Consider the following 20,509-nt stretch of genomic DNA (forward strand, 5'->3'; position numbering starts at 1 on the left):
TAGAACTAATTCATATCCCGTCGCAGCGTCTTTGTGTTAGCGACAAAAAGAGATACTAAAAGTACAAGAATCGCACCAGACAATAGCAACGTCGCCAGCGCACTTTCATGATCGATAATAATATAGCGAACGATTGCTGTAATACCAATATAAATAAAATAACGTAGTGGAAAATGGTATTCCATCTCAAAATATTTAATAATCAAGGCTAAAAACTCAAAATAAAGGAAGAATACCAAAATCTCTTCGGTAATCTGATAAAAGCTCTCGGAAGTATCGTAAAAAATACTATGGAATATTTCCCAAATTTCTTTAAACATCGCAATACCAAGTATGACTGCGACTAGGATTAATGCGAGATTTAGCGCAGCTCGCAATAACCGTGGTGTTTTATCTGACCATTTTTTTATAGATTCTATCATCTGATTACCAACTCCTCCCGTTTGCTTATCTATTGTACCAGATTTTTCCCTAAAATTCATTCGCTTACTTGTTATTCGTTTCAACTTTTTGAATAAAGGTTTCGAATAAAGCACACATTTCGTTGTCTTGCTTCACCATAATTTCAGGGTGCCACTGAACACCTACGACGAATAAATCTCCTTCGCGTTCCAAAGCCTCTATTACGCCATCCGATGCCCAAGCTGTTGCATGAAATTCAGCTGCCACAGTTTTGATTACTTGATGATGCAATGAATTCACCATTGTCTTCTCGCCAAAAATCGCGCGTAACTCGGAATTTTCTTTTGTCACGACGGAGTGAATTGGAAAACCTGGATCTGTATGTTGTAAATGCTGGCGCTCAATTCCTGGTGCATAACTAATATCTTGATAAAGTGAACCACCAAAAGCAACATTCATCAGCTGAACACCGCGACAGATTGCTAAAACAGGTTTATTTTGAGCTAGCGTTTCTTTCAATAATTCCATTTCGTATAAATCACGATCTGGTAACGTTCCACTAAGTAATGCTAGCGGTTCTTCTCCGTATAGGAATGGCGAAATATCATCCCCACCAGTAAGTACCAAGCCATCAATATGTTCCACGATTTCTTTCGCGTAACCTGTTTCTGTCACCGGTAAAATAATTGGTGCACCTCCCGCTTTTGCAACGGCCTTAACATACGTATCATTCACTGTAGCACGATCCTCAAATATATTTTGTGGAAACTCCATACTACGACGTGTTCCCGAAATTCCGATAATAACTGTCATTTTCAATCGCATCCTCTCAAAGCTTACTTTCTACTATAGTACATAACCGTTTTTCAAAATTCGAATCATCTGCCTTGCGAAATAAACTTTTGTTATCTATAATTAACTATACCAATTAATATTATCTGGCTTTTATAAAGGGAGGAATTATATTTATGCAAACAGACCAATTTAAATATTTACGTTTGTTATCCCGTAACTATCCTACCATCGCAAGTACCGCCACAGAAATTATTAATTTAGAAGCAATTCTTAATCTACCAAAAGGAACAGAACATTTTTTAAGCGATTTACACGGAGAATATGAGGCTTTTGAACAAGTTATTCGTAACGGCTCCGGTGTCGTCAAACGTAAAATTCACGATGTATTCGGCAATCGGCTGACGGAGGCCGAAATTAACAGTTTGGCGACTTTAATCTACTATCCAGAACAGAAGCTGGATTTGATTTCAGAAACAACAGAAAATCTGGATTTGTGGTATCGCAATACGCTTTTTCAATTGATTGAGCTCTGCATTCACGTCTCTTCTAAGTATACTCGTTCCAAGGTCCGCAAAGCAATGCCCGCTGACTTTGAATATATTTTACAAGAATTACTGCATGAAAATCAGCTCGTGATGGACAAGTCACTTTATTATGACGAAATTATCACAAGTATTATTTCACTTGAGCGCGCGTCTGAGTTCATTGGTGCACTATCGCGACTGATTCAGCGTCTCGTAGTAGATCATTTACATATCGTTGGCGACGTCTATGATCGCGGACCTTACCCAGATAAAATTATGGACTCTTTGATGGATTACCATTCCCTTGATTTTCAGTGGGGCAATCATGACATGCTCTGGATGGGCGCTGCGAGTGGTTCACGTGTTTGTTTGGCCAACGTGTTGCGGATTTCCAGCCGTTACCTTAATCTCGATATTATTGAAGACAGCTACGGCATCTCGATTCGCCCATTAGCCATTTTTGCCGAATTGAATTATGGTGATGATCCATGCACAGCCTTCCTGCCACAGAAAACTGCAATTACTGAGCAAAGTACCACCGAGATTAACCAGATTGCACGGATGCATAAAGCAATTGCAGTGATTCAGTTCAAACTTGAAGGCGAAATCATAGAACGCCATCCAGAATTCGAAATGGAGCATCGTTTACTGCTTAATATGATTGATTACGATGCCGGAACCGTAAATATCAAAGGCAAAACCTATCCACTAATAGATCGCCATTTTCCGACGATTGATCCTGCTGATCCATACGCACTAACGCCAGAAGAACACGAGTTAATTGATAAACTCACATACTCATTTAAAAATTGCGAAAAACTACAACGTCATGTCTCCTTTCTATACGCCAAAGGAAGCATGGTTCTGACGTATAATAGCAACTTACTCTATCACGGTTGCATCCCACTGAACGAAGATGGCACTTTTATGACAATGACATTAAAAGGAGAAAAATACGCTGGCCGGGCTTTGCTAGAACAGTTTGAACAAATCGCACGTGAAGGCTATTTCCGAACAAGTGGAACTCCTGAAAAGAAATATGCACTTGATATCGTTTGGTATCTATGGACCGGTGCCGCCTCCTCCTTATTCGGAAAAAGTGAGATGACGACATTCGAGCGTTACTTTGTAGCAAATAAAGAAACGCACGTTGAGAAGAAAAACGCCTATTACAAACTACGAAATGAAGAAAAAATATGCCATCAGATTCTGGCCGAATTTGATTTAGATCCTAGCGGTCACATTATTAACGGTCACACACCGGTTAAAGAAGGCAAAGGCGAGAGCCCTATTAAGGCTGGTGGTAAAATGCTAGTCATCGATGGTGGCTTTTCACCTGCCTATTAAAAAACGACAGGTCTTGCAGGCTATACGCTTCTTTACAACTCATTCGGCCTCCAGCTCGTATCTCATCAACCATTTACATCGACCGAGGACGCGATTAAGCAAGAAACCGACATCCTCTCCACACGCCAAGTTATTGAAACTGAAACCAAGCGGAGACTCGTTCGCGATACAGATATAGGAAAAGACTTGCTCCAACAAGTTGATGAATTAAAATGCTTATTGAGAGCCTACCGAGAAGGTTTAATCAAAGAACAGCATAACTAACTATGAAAAATCAGATATCCTAATTCGATTGGGATTCTGATTTTTTATAGGAAATAAATTTTAATAATTCTAAAAACATATTGTTTTTTCTAGCAAAAACGTTCATAATAGATAGATAATATGGTCTAGGCATTTTATCAATCGCATTAACAGAATACTTAGCCAAATGAATTAAATCAGGAGTGTGAAAAATGAAAGTTATTAAATTCGGCGGAAGTTCGCTGGCTTCGGCTACGCAGCTACAAAAAGTATACAAAATCGTGGTAGATGATTCAAAGCGAAAGTTCGTTGTAGTATCAGCTCCTGGTAAACGTTTTGCAGATGATGTAAAGGTCACGGATTTATTAATTGACTGTGGAGCAAAGCATCTTTTAGGGGAGAAAGCTGTAGATTTGGAGCAAGAAGTCTTATCACGTTATGCATCGATTGCCGAGGAACTTGGCCTTGGAAACGAGATTATGACGAGAATTACAAGAGATTTCAAAGAACTTCTCGCCTCAGATAAAACCAATCCTGACCGCTATATGGATCGGATTAAAGCAAGTGGTGAGGACAATAATGCCAAACTAATTGCTGCGTTTTTCCGAAGTCAAGGAACCGAAGCGCACTATGTCAATCCAAAAGATGCGGGGTTGTTTGTCACAGATGAGCCTGGAAATGCTCAGGTTCTGCCAGAGAGCTATGATAATTTGTATAAACTATTGGATCGTGATGGAATTGTTGTTTTTCCGGGGTTCTTTGGGTATACGAAAGACGGTGAAATCAGTACGTTCTCGCGTAGTGGTTCGGATATTACTGGGGCGATTGTGGCAAATGGTGTGAAAGCGGAAGTTTATGAGAACTTCACAGATGTGGATGCTGTGTACGCAGTAAATCCCTCCATTGTGCATAAACCGAATGCAATTGTAGAGCTGACTTACCGCGAGATGCGTGAACTGTCCTATGCTGGTTTTTCAGTGTTTCATGATGAAGCGCTTGTGCCAGCCTTTCAAGCGGGAATTCCTGTACAAATTAAAAATACGAATCGGCCCGAGCTTCCAGGGACACGTGTCATTCATCATCGGGAAAACACAAATGGCCCAGTCGTTGGGATTGCAAGCGATGGCGGTTTTTGTAGCATTTATATTACTAAGTACTTAATGAATCGCGAGGTCGGATTTGGCCGTAAAGTATTGGAAATTTTAGAAGATGTTGGCTTAACCTATGAGCACATGCCTTCTGGGATTGATGATTTGACGATTATTTTGCGAGAAAATCAGATGGACCATCAGACAGAGACCACTGTTTTAGACCGCTTGAAAAACGAACTTTCATCTGATGAAGTCATTATCGAACACGGGATTGCGCTTGTGATGGTCGTTGGTGAAGCGATGAAACACAATGTCGGAACAACAGCGCGAGCTTCAAAAGCACTATCTGAAGCTAAAATTAATATCGAGATGATAAACCAAGGATCTTCGGAAGTCAGTATTATGTTCGGCGTAAAGGAAGACCAAGAGAAAAAAGCAGTTCGTGCCTTATATAATGAATTTTTCCACGCAGAATAAGCAATGAGTACGGGACAAAACTCATTTTCATACAAAATAAGCAAGATATCACAAATCCTTTTTTTCGAGTAGGATGTGAATCTTGCTTGACACAAATCGAGCGAAAGCGTTTGTATTCAGGGGATTTTGTGGAAGCCGGAAGCGGAGTGTACGACTGTACATGAGAACCGGAAGTCCGCCAAATTCCTGAATGCGAGCGCTTGTCGCCGGTTTATTTTAGGTTATGTCTCAGACCCATTTTTTTGCGTTCTTTAATAATTAGTCCCTTGCTCCAGCCCAACCAAATCGCATAATAGTGTGACGAATAAACCAGTACAATGGACCACATGAAACTAATAGCGGTACATAAATGAGCATCATTTGCCAGTCAAAAATCGATACGAGCGAAAAGAATTTGCCACCGAATAGGAATAAACAAACAAACGCAGCCATCATTGTTACTATAAGTACTTTTGTTTTGCGTCCAAATGGATGGCCCACACTAATCAATGCGACAAAACACGTTGCTCCTGTCAACATAACATTCATGGTCGATGTTTGCGCAAAGCTTAAACCTAGCATATTTCCAAACCCTAAAATAAGCATGATATATGTGATAACGCAAGTCGCTGCCGGTACAGATGTTTGCAATACTTTATGGAGAAATTGCCCTTTTATACGGGCGTAGTTAGGTTTTAAAGCTAAGAAGAACGACGGAATTCCAACAGTTAGCGCTGAAATTGGGCTCAGCTGAATTGGCTGAAACGGATACGCACCTGCCAGGAAAATGAAAGCGAGCGCAAGTACCGTTGAATACATCGTTTTAATAAGATAAAGCGATGCCACACGTTCAATATTATTCACAACACGTCTGCCTTCACGCATTACATCAATCATCGAATCAAAATTATTTGATAAAAGGACAAAATCAGAAACGCTACGCGCGGCGTCACTACCTTCTGCCATCGCAATACTACAATTCGCCTCTTTTAAAGCAAGTACATCATTCACGCCATCACCAGTCATCGCAACAGTGTGCCCCTGACTTTTATACGTTTGAATCAGATGCTTCTTTTGATGTGGCGTCACCCGTCCAAAAACCGTATAAGCTTCAATAATAGGCATTAAATCTGCTTCAGCAGCAACTTCGCTCATATCAATATATTTATCACCATTCGCAATGCCTGCACGAACAGCAACATTAGAAACCGTCACCGGATTGTCTCCTGAGATTACCTTTATCGCAACTCCTTCCGCAGCGAAAAAGGCAAATGTGTCGGGGGCTTCCTCACGAATATTATCCGCAATCAAGATAAACGCTAGTAACACACATTGTTCCGGCAAAACGCTTTCTGTCAGCGTTTTCTGAGAATGAGCAACCGCCAAAACCCGAAAACCTTGTTGCGCATATTCATCTAACTCTTGTCGATTCTCCGCTGATAAATCTCTAAAAATAAACTCCGGCGCGCCAATTAAAAACGTCCCTTTCTCCGTAAAACTACAACCGCTCCATTTACGCGCGGAAGAAAACGGAATCCGCTTCTCAATTTGCCATTCAGGATTTTCCGTGAAGTGTTTTCCAAGCGCCATACTAGTTGCATTATTATCCGAAAGTGAACCGACAATTGCACCAACACTCGCGTCAATTTGCGAAGATGTCACGCGCGGATGTTTCAACACGATATCTGTAACGTCCAATTTCCCATCCGTAATCGTTCCCGTTTTATCTAAACACAACACATCGACACGTGCCAATGTCTCAATACACGGCATTGATTTCACGAGTACCTTCTGTTTCGCCAAATTAATAACACCAACCGCAAGCGCAATACTTGTCAAAAGTACGAGCCCCTCTGGAATCATTCCAATCATTGCGGCAGCCGTTCCTAATACCGATTCTTTCAGCGGCAATCCTTGAAGATACTTTGAGAAAAATAATGCCAAACCAATTGGAATAATGATAAACGTCAATACTTTTATAATTTTTTTAATAGAGCGAATTAATTCGCTATCTGGACGTTTTTCCTGCTTCACTTCCATCGATATTTTTGAAACAAAGCTATGCTCACCGACTGCCGAAACTTTCACATAGGCCTGACCACTGACAATATAACTTCCTGACATGACGTAATCATCCGTTTGTTTTACAACAGGCTCAGCCTCACCGGTCAATTGAGATTCATCCACCTCCAAGCCATCCGTTTGAAACACCATGCCATCCGCACAAATTTGATCTTCGCGATTCAGCACCATCACATCACCAAGCACAAGATCAGCCTGCTCCAATTCGTGAACAACACCGTCACGCACAACCTTCACTTTCGCTTGCGTCAGAATCGTTAGCTTATCGATATTTCGCTTCGCCCGAATCTCTTGAAAAATTCCCATCGCCGTATTACTAATCGCAACACCCAGAAATAACAGGTTTTGATAGCTCCCAACGAGAATAATGAAGCTTGCGATAACGACATTTATCATATTAAAAAGTGTAAACGTATTGTCTCGAATAATGCCTAGCACACTCCTAGTTAAAGGTTTCAGTGCATGATTGACCTGTCCATGTTTTATACGCTCGGCTACCTCATTTGAAGTTAAGCCTGCTGGGGTTTTTGTTTTATTTTCCATCTCAACAGATCCTTTTCTTTTAGAATAGCAATGCAAAAACGAGTTCTTCGATACATTCATTATGCCGTATTATATCAAAAGAAGATAAAAATACGATGAGATTTTAAAATTTTTTTTGAAGTTCTCTCATTTTTATGACATATTATATATTACCCCTTTTAAACAATTAGCTATCATTAAAAATCATTTTTTTCATTTCTGTCCATTTTCGTGACAAGATTGAATTTCCTAAATGGCGTATTCATGGTTTAATAGTTATAGAGGCAGCGAACGGGCGCCAAAAAAATTAGGAGGAGATACAATGAATACAGATACATTGACGCAAAATGAAACTTTAGATACAAAAATCCAAACTGGGAAGTTCCTTACAACTTTACTTGATTCAGGGATTGCTAATGAGAGAATCGTTTTAAAGAAGAACGACAAAATCGAATTAACTGCAACAAACAACACGCCTTACATCTTTGTCATTGTATCTGGTGTTACTAGTATTTTCTCCAAAATAAATGTAGCGATAGATTTTGCTGGCGAAGGTGACCTACTAGATTACAACGTTTATTCTAGCCAACTATTCGGAAAAGCTTTAACAGATGAAGTTATCGTTTGGAGATTTTCACAGATTGATGTATTTAATCAAATCGCGCAAAATGCAGAACTTCAATTACAGCATTACCACATGTTACAAATAATTCAGCGTCGTTTAGAAAAAAAGCAAATGCAAGCAACATTAGACACGAAAAACATGATTGCTGCTTTTATTCACACGCTAGCTGTTCGTTATAATACACAAACAAACGATCAAGGTATGATTGAATTACCAAGATATTTTTCAAGAAAAATGATTGCTAACTACGCAGGTGTTGGACTTACTACATTGACTACTCACTTACAACAATTAATGGAAGATGGGCGTGTCATCTTTAATAATCGCGTACTTTTAATCGATGCAGAAAACGGGATTTAAAAAATAAGTCGAATAAAAAATCATGCTTAGCACCTTTGCCAAACATGACTTTTTATTCGACTTATTTATCTATTACTACGATATAAGTAACGCTAATTGGACCATGTACACCGACCACGAGTTGCATCTCAATATCACCTGAATTCGATGGGCCAGAAATAAAATTAATGGAAGAACCAATTTCCTGACCACTAGCAATACGCGCATCATAATAATCTGCGGCTTGTGTCGAACGCGGCACAATCTTACTTTTCGGGATGATTGCAATGTAATGTACCGGTAAGAAATGAAGCGTCCGACCTTGTTTTGGACTAGATTCCACAACGACCGATCCGCTCTCAGCAAGGAGAAAATCAGCAAATGCTATCGCAATGTTGGCATCAGCCGCCGTAGCAATGTTTTCCACACGGTTTTCCCGGCCTTCTTTCCAAACCGATACAGCGCATTTATCCCACGCATTATCCGCTAAATTTTGAAGTCCATACTCAGCAAACCGTGGATCATCCGCAATAAGCACCGACTCGTTCCCATAATTGGTAGCGATTTTTTCGATATGTTTTGCAAGCTCCGAAACAGGCGTCTCTACAACATCCGTATGAATCCGAGTACAAGCATCTTTGGCAATCGCAAGCAACTCATCCTGCGTCTTTCCAACCAACGTCTCATTCGCAATCGTATGCACCCGCTCAGGTCGCTCCACACCCGTTCGGCGTCTCTCCCGCCCTAGTTTCTCCGCAACTCCATTCAAAAAGGCTTCCCGATTATCCGTGGTCATTCCGCGGCACCTCCCGCTTCCCGATTTTTATACCACGTGCGGAAATTATCGCGTTCTTTCGGCGGTCTCGGCAAATCACGCACACTTGTCCAGCCTTTAATCAAACCAAATCCACCGTTGATGAAGCCGCCATACTGATACAAGTTTTCCGTCGTAGTAGATGGCTTCGCACCCAGCACGCCAAGTCCGACATGGCCAAATTTGAGTGCCTGCTTAAATAAGAACGGTGACGCTGTAGCTTTGGCAATAAAACGCATTTGCTGATCCACGAAACCATGTCCCATCTTCAACTCATCCGTCATCACCCGGCGATGCTCTACTAACAAGCCGTGGAGTGGAATTTTAACAGGACATGTATCTGTGCAAGCACCGCACAAACTAGACGCATAAGGTAGCTCTCCAAATTGTTCGTAACCCCCAAGCACTGGCGAAAGTACAGCTCCAATTGGGCCTGGATAAATCGATCCATAGCCATGTCCACCAATCGTCCGGTACACTGGACAAACATTCAAACAAGAACCACAGCGAATGCACTGCAATACCGATTGAAACTCTGTACCAAGCGCCTCCGAACGTTTATTATCCAGAATCACCACATGAAAATCATCCGGACCATCCGATTCCTCCGTCAATTTTGGCCCTGAAAAAGTAATATAACTCGTCAAACTTTGCCCAACTGCACTACGTGATAATAAGTTATCCATCACTTCCGCATCTGCCATATTAGGTACAATCCGCTCCATTCCCATCAACACAATCTGCGTATCCGGAATGCTCTCACATAAATCCGCGTTTCCCTCGTTCGTAACCAAATTAACCATGCCACTATTAGCAACCGCAAAATTACAACCAGTAATCCCAACATCTGCATCCAAGAAAAATTCCCGCAACACTTCGCGCGCAAACCGTGCCATGTGCTCTGGCTCATTATCCCCGTCATACCCCAACTTTTCCTTAAAAACCAGCCGAATCTGCTCCCGGTTCTTATGTATATCTGGGAAAACAATATGAGACGGCTCATCCCAATCATCCATCTGCAAAATAAACTCTGCAAGATCGGTCTCCATCACTGAAACTCCGTCCATTTCCAACAACAGACGATCCAAATCAATCTCCGTTGTCACCATCGATTTAGACTTCACAATCTTTTTCGCATTTTTCTGCCTAATCACGTCTTTTACATAATCCGTTGCTTCCTTTTCCGTCGACGCAAAAAATATTTTTCCACCATTCTTAGTCACGTTATCACTGAACTGCTCCAAATAAAAATCGAGATTCTCCAACGTGTGCTGCCGAATTTGCTCGCCAAGATCACGCCACTCTTCCCAGTTTCCCAATTTTTCACGCGACGTTTCTCGTTTTATCCACTGATCATCCTGCGCCTTGGCAACCGCCTTTTGCATAAATGTATCATCTAAGCTCTCCTTCACCCGCGCATCAAAAGTTTTCGTACTCGTTGATAGTCCCATATAAAATCCCCCTTAACCATTCACCCGAACAGGCTTTGTAACGTTACTATTCAATACCTCAGCAATATGCATAATCTTGATTTCTTTCCCCTCACGATTAAACTTGCCACCAATATTCATCAAGCACCCCATATCCGCGCTAATCAAAATCTCGGCATCCGTCGCCACAACATCTGCCATCTTCTCCGCGACCATTTGCTCTGAAATCGCCGGCATCTTCACCGAGAAAGTCCCACCAAATCCACAACAATTCTCCACATGTGGTAATGGTACCATTTCTAATCCACGCACCTCTGCAAGCAAAGCATATGGCGCTTCCTTCTCACCCAAAATTCTCGTCATATGGCACGAGCGATGGTACGTAGCCTTCCCTTCAAGCGTAGCGCCAACATCCACAACACCTAAAACATGATACAAAAACTGCGAAAATTCATATGTTTTTGCACTAAGTTCTCGAGCCGCATCCGCATAATCTGGATCATTCTTAAAAATTTCTGCATATTCGCGTATCATACCAACACACGATCCTGAAGGCCCAACTACATATTCCGAGCCCTTAAATGCCTCCAATTGATTAATTAACGTAGCCCGTGTCTTCTCCATGTAACCGCTATTATAAGTGGGTTGCCCACAACAAACCTGTGATTCTGGAAAATCCGTCTCACATCCCAATCGCTCCAAGCACTCCACCATTGCGATCCCAACATTCGGAAACATCATATCTACAAGACACGTCGAAAAAATACTGACTTTCATTCTATACGCCCCCATTATTTTTATGTATTCTTTCTTCTCTCAGTAAATTCTATCATAAATTTCACTGAAAAACGAATACAAACCACTCATTACCGAGGTTTTCGCTTGGTTTCATCTGTGATTCATCCGATTTGGAGAGAAAAAAACAGCTTCTTTATACAGGCATCCCGTATAAAAAAAGCTGTTTTATCTAATTTCATGAATCGACTAAAAAATTTCATCATGAATCGTATTTTTTAATAGCATTATCACCTAGAAAGCGCTACTATTAAGAAGGGTGAACTAATCAACCAGTAAGGAAATATAATAATTATACAATTGTTGTACAACACTTTTTGCCTGATCGTAAGCACGGTCTTCTAAAGCCATCAAAAGCAGTCCTGTAGCCTCGGCTGTGCACATCGATGACATTAATAAAAATTTCTTACCAAAGATATCATCAAAAGCCGTCAACTGCTTATTAATCGTTTGTAAACTCTTATCTAGAATATCCATATTCGCTTGTTTACATAGCTCAATATAAAACCGCTCACTTGCTTGAATATAAGCCAAATAATCATGTTTTTTGATGCCCATTTTCATTGCTTCCACGTGCATACTTAGTGGTTTCTTTACAATCGGAATATTCGTTTCTTTTAATTTCTGGATGATGTACTCCATATTCAAAAACATAATTTGGAATCGACCAGAATAATAGAATTCTTTGCTATGTGTTTCCTTCACGCTGTACATATCCGTTGCCACTTGATTTAGTAATCCTCTTTGACACAACAATTGCAATGCTTGTTCCGCAATATGGCTCGATACTCCAAACTCAGCGGCCAAATTTTGCACCTCGATTGTGTCACCTATTTTGTAGTCTTGGCAAAGAACAGCTTTCTTAATAGAAGCATAAATTTCATCTGCTACGCGCTCATTGTTTAACATCATAGTTATTACCTGCTTTTTTCGATTTTAGTATCTCTATTCATTTTAAACCATATGGAGCAACTAAAAAAGAGGAGCCTCTCTCAATGTTGACTTTGAAGAGCGCAAAAAATAAGAAGTTTTACAAACCTAGAAAGGATGATGTCAACATGAAAGGTATTTTAGAAAAAGATAAAGAACGCCAACTACTCATTATTAAAGTCCTTTTATCTGACCGCAAAACATGGGATCGCAAAGAAATTTGTAAAATCGTACGCTGTTCCAAAAAAACATTAGCTCGTGATATGAAAAATCTAGAAAGCTCATTGCCAGACAAATGGAAGCTAATCAACACAAATGAAGGCATCCTTTTGGAAAAACCATTTGATGAAAACTTTATTCACCTATTCTCTGCCTTCTTTTCAGAAACTTATTTGTTCCGCATCTGCTATGATATTTACGATGAAAAAGAAATATCGCTTGCCATGTGGTGCCAAGAAAACTTCGTTAGCCCGGCAACAGTATACCGTAAGCTAGCACCAGTCGATCGTTACTTAAAGTCCATTCATCTCCAACTTGAGAACAAGCCACTAAACCTCATAGGTAAAGAATCACAAATCCGCTTCTTGTACTATGATTTATTTTTCAACGCCTATCCTGCTCATGACTTATTTTTCATCGACATTAGCTGGGAGATTATAGATGGCTTTATTGAAGATGTTATGCGAAAATTAGATATATACTTTTCACCAGCGGCAAAAATTCAATATGCCGCTTGGATTGGGCTTTCCCTTACTCGCATCAAGAGAGGTTATCCTATTGACAATCGCAGCAAAAGAACGACTCGGACATGGGAAGCATATAATAAACGCGCAAATCTAGCAGAATGCTTTCGAATATTAGCGGATGCAAGCCATATTCAAATTTCTGAAGCTGAATCTATCTTTATCTTATCCTGCATTTTCTTCTGTTCTAAATCATATAATTCGGAAAAATCCAGAACCACGCGTATTGAGACATGCAAAGAAGTCAATCCAATTACTTACCGACTTGTAGAAACAATTTTCAATATTTTGCCGAAAAATGAATGGGATGCTGATGACTTGATGGTAAGTCTAATCGATATCTTTGCCGTGTTTCATGCCGTGGAAAGTCCGCTTTTCTTAGCACAAGAACGCTTTTTGATTAAAGAAGAACATGTTTTATCCCCTGATTTAGAACAACAGATTGCGACTATTTTTCAAACCTTCTCACAAAATCCGATGTATGCTTACTTGCAGGAAAATTATGATGTATTGATGCACCGAATTGGGATAAGCATTCAGAGCGCGATAGAACGAACTGCACGGCCTGCGATTTTAACAGCGAAAATTTTCTCACAAAACGGTTTTTTATGGGAGGATCTTGTGAGGAAAACGATTCGTTCACGCTATTCCGCGCAACAACTTATCATCGTTGGGAGTGGGCATCCACAAGCTGATTTTATCATTACCGACTTGCCATTACCACATAGCACTATCCCGCAACTCGTCTGGAATACGAATCCAACTTTACGAGATTGGCAAGTGCTAGATACCTATCTAGAAGAACGAACACGCCAAAAAGAAGAACTACTTTAAATTCAAAAAGGAGCTGAATAGCTATATGCTACAAGTAAACAACGTATCCAAACAATTCGGCACAAAAACCGCTGTCGATGATTTACATTTCCAGATTAATGAAAGCGAAATTCTCGGCTTAATCGGCCAAAATGGTGCTGGAAAAACAACTACTTTCCGCCTCATCCTTAATTTTTTACGTCCAAACAGTGGTGAAATTCTCTGGGACAATCGAGAAATAGCAAAAATAAATACAGATATCATCGGTTATTTACCAGAAGAACGCGGTCTTTATCCAAATGTCACCATTGAAGACCAAATCATTTTTTTCGCGGAATTAAAGGGCTGTTCTCGCGCTAAAATCAAGCCAGAAATCGATCTTTGGATGGAACGAGCTGAAATTGTTGGTAAAAAGACCGACCTTGTCAAAACACTCTCTAAAGGAAATCAACAAAAAATCCAACTCATTAGCACAATTATTCACCGTCCAAAACTCGTTATCCTCGACGAACCTTTCAGTGGCCTTGATCCAGTCAATGCCGAAATCCTGAAAAAATTCGTTTTTGACCTAAAAGCAGATGGCGCCACAATTATTTTCTCAAGTCATCGCATGGAAAACGTCGATGAATTGTGCGATTCCCTCGTGATGCTAAAACAAGGAAAAACCGTATTACGTGGAAAATCCGAAGACGTCAAAAACAGCTTTGGACGCAAACGGATTATGCTTGATGCGCCACATCCCACAGAAGCTATCGCAGCCCTAGCTGGTGTTACACAAATTGAGAACCATAAAGGCATTCGAATCGTCCATCTGGAAGAAGAATCTGACGCTTCCACTGTGTTCGATTTTGTTACGAAAGATGGTTTTATTCCAATGTTCAGCTTAGAACCGCCAACACTCGAAGAAATTTTCAAATGGAAAGCAGGTGAAACGAATGAGTAAATTTTGGGTCATTACATCGCAAGTCTACAAACGCCGTGTCAAAACAAAATCATTCTTAGTTTCCCTACTGCTTCCACTACTTATCGGTGCAGCTATCTTTGCACTGCCAAAAATCATCGACTACTTCGGTGGCAGTGATGAACCAACAAAAATCGCCGTCATCTCCGAAAATCCAGCTTTTTCAGCCGCTATCTCCGCAGATAAAGCTAATTTTAAAGTCGATAAAAAAATAGAAACCGAGAAAAATGCAAAAAAATCACTGACAGCCGGTGATATCGAAGGATTCGTGACGATTACATCGCTTGATAATGAAGTGAAAGCCGTCTATACATCCGAAGAAACAGCAGGAAACACTCTCATCGCAGCGCTTCAAAACGATATAACAAGTGTCACGCTCCAACAAAAAATCAAAGAATATAACATTACAGAAAAACAGTTAGCAAGTCTCACCACCCCAGTCCCAGTAACAAATGAATTACTATCTAATGATCAGCTAACGAACAGCCAAAAAGAAGCGATGAGCGCAGCCATTTTGATGCTTACCCTCGTTATTTTTATCTTCGTAATGAGTTATGCAAGCATCGTCGCAGCAGAAATTGCAAATGAAAAAGGCACACGAATCATGGAAATTATTTTATCTAGCGTCTCGTCAACTACCCACTTGATGGCGAAATTGACCGCGATTCTACTTATGCTTCTGACACAAATCGCCTTTTATGGTATCTGTATCGCTATTGTCATGATTGGTGGAAAAAACACCGAGATGATTCAAAACATACTGCACCAGCTGGCTCAATTTCCAACGTACTATCTCATTCTAAATATTTTATTCGTTGTCTTTGGCTTGCTTCTCTATATTTTGCTATCAGCAGTTATTGGCTCTATGGCACCAAATGTTGAAACCGTGTCCCAATTCATGTATCCGATGACAATGCTCGCAATTATTGGCTACTGGGGATCTATCGCAGCCGCTAATGCACCGAATAATATGCTGGTCATCATCGGTTCCTATGTCCCAACTTTCTCGCCGATGATGATGCTTGCCCGAATGGACCTGCTTGCCGTCAACGCGACTGGTATTTTCATTTCACTCGGGATTCTTGTCATAACGAACGCCCTAGCATTTTGGCTAGCAATCCGACTTTACCGTGGCAACGTACTACTATACACGAACGATGGCCTGTTCAAAACTTGGAAAACATCCTTAAAATATGCGAAACGAGACTAGAAAAGAGGTTTTATAATGCTTATCAGAAAATCAACAAAAAACGATGCTGCGGGAATGATAGAGCTCGAGCATCTCGTCTGGACACCAGGAACAACACCAGGAGACACCCATTACGCAACAGAATCCGAATACTTATTAAAAAACCCACCTGAATCAAAAGTAGTTGCTGAAATCGATGGGAAAATTGCCGGTATTCTAGGCTTCCACTCTCCCATCCCACTAAAAAGTAACGAACATGTTTGGATGCTAGATATCGCCGTACATCCCGATTTTCAAAAACATGGCGTCGGTTCTGCACTTATGCAAGAACTATATCGTATTGCCAAAGCAGAAAATAAGAAAAAAATATCCTTACGCGTGCTGTCGACAAACGAAAAAGCAATTCAATTCTATCAGAAACATGGTTTTGAAAAAGAAGGCCATCTCCGCAACGAATTTATTATCGATGGTAACTATGTAGATGATATTTTCATGGCCGTCTTCCTGTAGAATTAGTTACTTTAGATTTATTAAAAAATCTTATTTTACCATTATTGTATATCTAATATATCATTTTACACTATTTATGTTTTAACTTTATAAAAAACGGCTAATGTATAGTATCAAAACGATAGAAGGTGATTGGGTGACAGAATCGCACAGGCTGAAATATAAGCTTATAGGTGAAATGGACAAATTAGCCACACAAGCCAAAGGTCAGTTTAGTAAGTTAACCAATGACGTTGTCGGAGTAGCCCGTATTTAAGAAGGATATTTGAACCGTAGTAAGAAATTCGATTATCCAACGATTATTGTTTGCACAAGTTATTCGTATCTCACTTTTCCCTATTCTCGTTAACGAAAGCGATATTTGTTTTTAATGAATATCGTGCGAGTAATCTATATGTTTTGTCTCACTTTGAGTGCATATAGATGTATGGATAGAGATACCATAACTTTGCTATAGTCGGATATCGTCTGGTGAAGGAAGTTTTTAAGTAACTGGCTAGTCTTGCGAGAGCTTGAGGAAGACCGCCGTAATTGAAGGTCGCGTCAAGAGTTTTACCCACTCGTTTAAGGCAAGGAATGCGGAATCTCGATACGTCGCTCCAACTATATCGACCTCACTTTTTGATATAGCTAGCGAAAAAGTTTCGTATTCAATTATTGAATTCTAGAAATAACATTATGGTAGTCATATCTACTAGTCCAAAGTTGTCTAGTAAATATCTGGATTTTCCATTCAATCTACCGCTTATTTTTAGATATTCTATCGTATTTCGATTTATTTAAACCAGTTACTCAGACAAATTCCGGCACATCACGAGGAAAGAGGATGAATAGGTTATGATGCTTTTATAGCTCATTCCTACTTCATCCTCTTTTTTTATTCTAATTCTACTCGTAAATCGCCGTTTCGCAACCAAGAAGATCGCAATAAGAATGGTCTAGCTATAAGTGCAATCACTGCTGGTATGACAACCGCGACAAGTAAGAAAGCAGCGAATGATAACCAACCATAATTTGCAATCAAGAAAAGTGGTGCAACAAAGGCACATAGTCCGAGCCCCGCAACCTCAGCAGATGCCTGCAAATGAAAGATCAGGACGCCAATTGGGCTTGCAATCACCGCTGAAATAAGTGGCACAATCATCACCGCAGGACGCTTAATAATGTTTGGCGTCTGTAATTTCGGCGTACAAATCAATTGTGCAAAAAATGCTCCCCAATTATTATCTCTAAATCCAAGCACCGCAAAGGATACAAACTGCACCGAGCAGCCAATCAAAGCTGCCGCACTCGCTGTCGGGTCAAGCTGCAGGGCAATTGCTAATGCTGCAGAAGACGCTGGGCTTAAAATCAAAATCGCAAAAATGAGTGAGATTACCATTGATGACAAAATCGGCGAACCGTCCACAAGCGATGTAATCCCGCCACTCACCGATGTCAAAACGGGCGCCATGATTTTAGAAAATAAAAGTCCACTTATCCCCCCTGAAAGCAATGCCGCAGCAGGAATTAAAATCATATCAAAATTTGTCTTCCCAGTTACGCGTTTTCCAACCCAAACCGCAACAATGACAGCCAAGATAGACCCAATCGGCTCACCGCCAATAATCGCAAACCCACCATTTTCTAAAGCTAAGATGGCGCCTCCACCAATAACAGACGCAGCTGCTGCACTAATCACAACAAGTGTATTAGCGCCAAGACATATCGCAATTCCAACGCCTAGCCCAGGAATCAGCAATAATTTACCGACTGCTCCAATTTCTGTTAGCCACGTAAAGCCTGCCATCTGTCCAATCGTTTGTAATAATAAACCCATTCCAAGTGTTACTAAAACCGCATTTGCAATCCCCATTGATGCCTTATAAGAGCGGTCTACAATATAATCCTTCATACTTTATCCCCTTTTCTCACTTAATCCTCTCTATCTTAGCGATAATAGGACTAAAGAGCAAGAAAAGTTTTACTTACTAAACAAAAAAAGAGCTGAAATGAATAAAACAGCTTTAAACACTGTAAAAACGCCCATTATAATAGAAACAAGCGAACTAACGTTCAATATCTAGTTTAGTCTATTAAATATTCATGATATATCAAAAGTCACTTAATCTTTCTTGAATTTTTCTGTATAATGGAGATATTACATATAGAAAGGAGTTTTTTCATGAAACTTATCGGCTTAATTCTGCTTATTTTAGGCATCGTTGGTATTGGCGTATCCTTTAGCATCGTTGGGATCATTGGCTTTATCGTTTGTTTAGCCTCCCTTGTCCTGTTCATACTTGGTATCTTGTTCATGATTCGTTCTAAGAGAAAAAATAAACGCTCCTATTCATATAGATAATATAAAAAGTAGCGATCCGCCAATCGGATCGCTACTTTTTATCGTGCCGTTACTTTTTCAACATTAATTAATTTATCTAAATGCTCTGCTGCCATGCTCGTTCCAAGTGCTACAGATTCGAACGGGGCTGGAGCCAAATGAACCGGCACTAGTATTTGATCATGTAACCAATCCTGTAAACCTTCTAACAACGATCCGCCACCAGTCAACATCAAGCCACTTGCACGGATATTTCCACTCAATTCAGGCGGGCTTGTTTCTAATGTTGATTGAACCACACCTAGAATACGCTTCAAAAACTCATCAATTTCTTCTTGGAACTCAGTCGATGGAACTTTAATCGTAATTGGAAAGCCAGTAACTAAATCGCGTCCCTCAATCTCAATCATCTTCTTTTCGAGCGATGTGTCACAATGTAGTTGCCATTTGACTTGTTCCGCAGTTTCTAAGCCAATTAAAACATTATGCTTATTACGAACCAATTGCGCAATATCACGATCAAGCTCATCTCCTGATTTACGCACCGTTGCACTCGTGACAATACCTCCATACGAAACAAGCGACGTCGATATTTTTCCAGCGCCGATGTCTACAATCACATTAGCAATCGGTTTCTCAAACGGTAATCCAGCGCCTATCGTTGCTGCGAGAGATCCTTCTATAAAATGAAGCGATTTGACACCGAGGGAAAACAAAATGTCTCCAATCGCTTGACGTTCAATATTCGTAGCACCAGGAAGCAGTGAAACAATCAAATCCATTTGTTTAAAACGCTTACCAGTAACCGCAACAACGCGACTTTCCACTTTCTGCATTAATCGTAATGTCATATCAAAGTCAGCAATAATACCGCCTTGTAATGGGCTGAGCACCACAATCGATTCCGGTGTTTTCTCTGCTAGTTCTTTCGCTTCATGGCCAATTTCTAAAACTTTATTTTTCCTCATATCGTATGCTAAAACTGTAGGCTCATGAAAAATCATTTTCTCCATGTCTGAGTAGATACTAATATTAGCCGTGCCAATATCAATACCAATTGTAACTTTCCCCATATTTCTTTTCCCACTTTCCTAAATGTTGATTTTCAGATTCGCCTCATCGTCTATAGCTATCCTCTTCTAGTATATCAGGTCTAAAAAATATAATCCATGACGAAGCCGTGAACTTTTTGAAAAAAGTGTAATAAAAAGAAGCAAAACACACCTATTTAATTAGATATGTTTTGCTGGGTATTTTAATGCATTTTTAGTTAGCTTTTCTTTTACAATTGTTTCAACATCGGCATCCATAGCATCAGCCATCTGAATTGCATAAATGAAAACGTCCGCTAATTCCTCTAAAATTTCCGTACGTTTGGCGCTAACAGCCTCTTTGCTAGTCTTCCATTGAAAGCATTCCAACAGTTCATTAGCCTCAAGTGTGAGCGATAAAGCCAAATCTTTTTGCAAATTGTATTGTCCTTCCCAGCCACGCTCCTCAATAAACTGACGGATAGCTTGCTTTAATTGCTCCATTGTTGCTACCTCCTTTTTTAAAGAGCGTAACATATATTAC

17 protein-coding genes and 1 pseudogene are annotated in these 20,509 nt (G+C 40.2%); 8 read left to right on the plus strand and 10 right to left on the minus strand.

The features are described 5' to 3' along the window. Positions 1-5: 5 nt before the first annotated feature. Both psiE and R8925_RS03505 read right to left on the minus strand, forming a co-directional pair. The gene (gene psiE, locus R8925_RS03500) at positions 6-419 is read right to left on the minus strand and encodes a phosphate-starvation-inducible protein PsiE (RefSeq protein WP_430534620.1); all 414 of its coding nucleotides are present in this window, start codon (positions 417-419) and stop codon (positions 6-8) included. Positions 420-486: 67 nt separating this feature from the next. After that, positions 487-1,215, minus strand: a complete 729-nt coding sequence (locus tag R8925_RS03505; protein ID WP_430534538.1) for a gamma-glutamyl-gamma-aminobutyrate hydrolase family protein — start codon at positions 1,213-1,215, stop codon at positions 487-489. 155 nt (positions 1,216-1,370) lie between these two features. Here R8925_RS03505 and R8925_RS03510 point away from each other — a divergent pair. Together R8925_RS03510 and R8925_RS03515 are read left to right on the plus strand one after the other, a co-directional pair. Next, a pseudogene (locus R8925_RS03510) lies at positions 1,371-3,332 on the plus strand (fructose-bisphosphatase class III). A 191-nt stretch (positions 3,333-3,523) separates the two neighbouring features. Continuing rightward, positions 3,524-4,879, plus strand: a complete 1,356-nt coding sequence (locus tag R8925_RS03515) for an aspartate kinase (protein ID WP_430534539.1) — start codon at positions 3,524-3,526, stop codon at positions 4,877-4,879. 258 nt (positions 4,880-5,137) lie between these two features. Here the strand turns inward: R8925_RS03515 and R8925_RS03520 are convergent, their stop codons facing one another. Next, on the minus strand, positions 5,138-7,483 hold the full coding sequence (locus tag R8925_RS03520; RefSeq protein WP_430534540.1) for a cation-translocating P-type ATPase: 2,346 nt from the start codon (positions 7,481-7,483) through the stop codon (positions 5,138-5,140). A 301-nt stretch (positions 7,484-7,784) separates the two neighbouring features. Between R8925_RS03520 and R8925_RS03525 the strand changes: the two genes are divergently transcribed. Continuing rightward, positions 7,785-8,447, plus strand: coding sequence for a Crp/Fnr family transcriptional regulator (locus R8925_RS03525; protein ID WP_430534541.1), 663 nt, complete (start codon positions 7,785-7,787; stop codon positions 8,445-8,447). Positions 8,448-8,508: 61 nt separating this feature from the next. Here the strand turns inward: R8925_RS03525 and R8925_RS03530 are convergent, their stop codons facing one another. From R8925_RS03530 to R8925_RS03545, 4 genes are all read right to left on the minus strand, one after another. Next, positions 8,509-9,222 carry a LutC/YkgG family protein gene (locus R8925_RS03530; RefSeq protein WP_430534542.1) on the minus strand — a complete coding sequence of 238 codons (714 nt, stop codon included), beginning with the start codon at positions 9,220-9,222 and terminating at the stop codon, positions 8,509-8,511. Beyond that, the gene (locus tag R8925_RS03535; RefSeq protein WP_430534543.1) at positions 9,219-10,691 is read right to left on the minus strand and encodes a LutB/LldF family L-lactate oxidation iron-sulfur protein; all 1,473 of its coding nucleotides are present in this window, start codon (positions 10,689-10,691) and stop codon (positions 9,219-9,221) included. Before R8925_RS03535 ends, R8925_RS03530 begins: the two co-directional genes overlap by 4 nt. A 12-nt stretch (positions 10,692-10,703) precedes the next feature. Then, positions 10,704-11,447 (minus strand): (Fe-S)-binding protein, encoded by a 744-nt coding sequence (locus tag R8925_RS03540; protein WP_430534544.1) that lies wholly within the window; start codon positions 11,445-11,447, stop codon positions 10,704-10,706. Positions 11,448-11,729: 282 nt separating this feature from the next. After that, the gene (locus R8925_RS03545; RefSeq protein ID WP_430534545.1) at positions 11,730-12,377 is read right to left on the minus strand and encodes a GntR family transcriptional regulator; all 648 of its coding nucleotides are present in this window, start codon (positions 12,375-12,377) and stop codon (positions 11,730-11,732) included. Between the two features lie 83 nt (positions 12,378-12,460). Between R8925_RS03545 and R8925_RS03550 the strand changes: the two genes are divergently transcribed. Genes R8925_RS03550 through R8925_RS03565 form a run of 4 tightly spaced genes read left to right on the plus strand, consistent with a single transcriptional unit; the run spans position 12,461 to position 16,611 of the window. Next, positions 12,461-13,972 (plus strand): AcpB/EbpR/MafR family transcriptional regulator, encoded by a 1,512-nt coding sequence (locus R8925_RS03550; RefSeq protein ID WP_430534546.1) that lies wholly within the window; start codon positions 12,461-12,463, stop codon positions 13,970-13,972. Positions 13,973-13,997: 25 nt separating this feature from the next. After that, positions 13,998-14,894 carry an ABC transporter ATP-binding protein gene (locus tag R8925_RS03555; protein ID WP_430534547.1) on the plus strand — a complete coding sequence of 299 codons (897 nt, stop codon included), beginning with the start codon at positions 13,998-14,000 and terminating at the stop codon, positions 14,892-14,894. Further along, on the plus strand, positions 14,887-16,122 hold the full coding sequence (locus tag R8925_RS03560; RefSeq protein ID WP_430534548.1) for an ABC transporter permease: 1,236 nt from the start codon (positions 14,887-14,889) through the stop codon (positions 16,120-16,122). Before R8925_RS03555 ends, R8925_RS03560 begins: the two co-directional genes overlap by 8 nt. 15 nt (positions 16,123-16,137) lie before the next feature. Beyond that, complete coding sequence (locus tag R8925_RS03565) at positions 16,138-16,611, plus strand: GNAT family N-acetyltransferase (protein ID WP_430534549.1); 474 nt, start codon at positions 16,138-16,140, stop codon at positions 16,609-16,611. A gap of 877 nt (positions 16,612-17,488) precedes the next feature. Here R8925_RS03565 and R8925_RS03570 read toward each other — a convergent pair. After that, positions 17,489-18,505: a PTS sugar transporter subunit IIC gene (locus R8925_RS03570; RefSeq protein WP_430534550.1), complete on the minus strand. Its 1,017-nt coding sequence runs from the start codon at positions 18,503-18,505 to the stop codon at positions 17,489-17,491. A gap of 270 nt (positions 18,506-18,775) precedes the next feature. On the opposite strand from R8925_RS03570, the gene R8925_RS03575 reads away from it, so the two are divergent. Continuing rightward, complete coding sequence (locus R8925_RS03575; RefSeq protein WP_430534551.1) at positions 18,776-18,955, plus strand: hypothetical protein; 180 nt, start codon at positions 18,776-18,778, stop codon at positions 18,953-18,955. A 38-nt stretch (positions 18,956-18,993) separates the two neighbouring features. Here R8925_RS03575 and mreB read toward each other — a convergent pair whose 3' ends face one another. Next, positions 18,994-20,007, minus strand: coding sequence for a rod shape-determining protein (mreB, locus tag R8925_RS03580; protein WP_430534552.1), 1,014 nt, complete (start codon positions 20,005-20,007; stop codon positions 18,994-18,996). Between the two features lie 159 nt (positions 20,008-20,166). Continuing rightward, positions 20,167-20,469, minus strand: a complete 303-nt coding sequence (locus R8925_RS03585; protein ID WP_430534553.1) for a nucleotide pyrophosphohydrolase — start codon at positions 20,467-20,469, stop codon at positions 20,167-20,169. Positions 20,470-20,509: the final 40 nt, after the last annotated feature.

Source organism: Listeria rocourtiae subsp. hofi (assembly GCF_963575615.1).
In the GTDB taxonomy this organism is placed as follows: domain Bacteria; phylum Bacillota; class Bacilli; order Lactobacillales; family Listeriaceae; genus Listeria_A; species Listeria_A hofi.

Excerpts from the sequence above, each read along its gene's own strand:
- R8925_RS03540 (WP_430534544.1), bottom strand. The coding sequence starts at position 11,447 with ATGAAAGTCAGTATTTTTTCGACGTGTCTTGTAGATATGATGTTTCCG.
- R8925_RS03525 (WP_430534541.1), top strand. The coding sequence starts at position 7,785 with ATGAATACAGATACATTGACGCAAAATGAAACTTTAGATACAAAAATC.
- R8925_RS03545 (WP_430534545.1), bottom strand. The coding sequence starts at position 12,377 with ATGATGTTAAACAATGAGCGCGTAGCAGATGAAATTTATGCTTCTATT.
- R8925_RS03570 (WP_430534550.1), bottom strand. The coding sequence starts at position 18,505 with ATGAAGGATTATATTGTAGACCGCTCTTATAAGGCATCAATGGGGATT.
- R8925_RS03585 (WP_430534553.1), bottom strand. The coding sequence starts at position 20,469 with ATGGAGCAATTAAAGCAAGCTATCCGTCAGTTTATTGAGGAGCGTGGC.
- R8925_RS03530 (WP_430534542.1), bottom strand. The coding sequence starts at position 9,222 with ATGACCACGGATAATCGGGAAGCCTTTTTGAATGGAGTTGCGGAGAAA.
- R8925_RS03550 (WP_430534546.1), top strand. The coding sequence starts at position 12,461 with ATGTTGACTTTGAAGAGCGCAAAAAATAAGAAGTTTTACAAACCTAGA.
- R8925_RS03520 (WP_430534540.1), bottom strand. The coding sequence starts at position 7,483 with ATGGAAAATAAAACAAAAACCCCAGCAGGCTTAACTTCAAATGAGGTA.
- mreB (WP_430534552.1), bottom strand. The coding sequence starts at position 20,007 with ATGGGGAAAGTTACAATTGGTATTGATATTGGCACGGCTAATATTAGT.
- R8925_RS03575 (WP_430534551.1), top strand. The coding sequence starts at position 18,776 with ATGAAACTTATCGGCTTAATTCTGCTTATTTTAGGCATCGTTGGTATT.
- R8925_RS03565 (WP_430534549.1), top strand. The coding sequence starts at position 16,138 with ATGCTTATCAGAAAATCAACAAAAAACGATGCTGCGGGAATGATAGAG.
- R8925_RS03555 (WP_430534547.1), top strand. The coding sequence starts at position 13,998 with ATGCTACAAGTAAACAACGTATCCAAACAATTCGGCACAAAAACCGCT.
- R8925_RS03505 (WP_430534538.1), bottom strand. The coding sequence starts at position 1,215 with ATGACAGTTATTATCGGAATTTCGGGAACACGTCGTAGTATGGAGTTT.
- R8925_RS03535 (WP_430534543.1), bottom strand. The coding sequence starts at position 10,691 with ATGGGACTATCAACGAGTACGAAAACTTTTGATGCGCGGGTGAAGGAG.
- R8925_RS03560 (WP_430534548.1), top strand. The coding sequence starts at position 14,887 with ATGAGTAAATTTTGGGTCATTACATCGCAAGTCTACAAACGCCGTGTC.
- R8925_RS03515 (WP_430534539.1), top strand. The coding sequence starts at position 3,524 with ATGAAAGTTATTAAATTCGGCGGAAGTTCGCTGGCTTCGGCTACGCAG.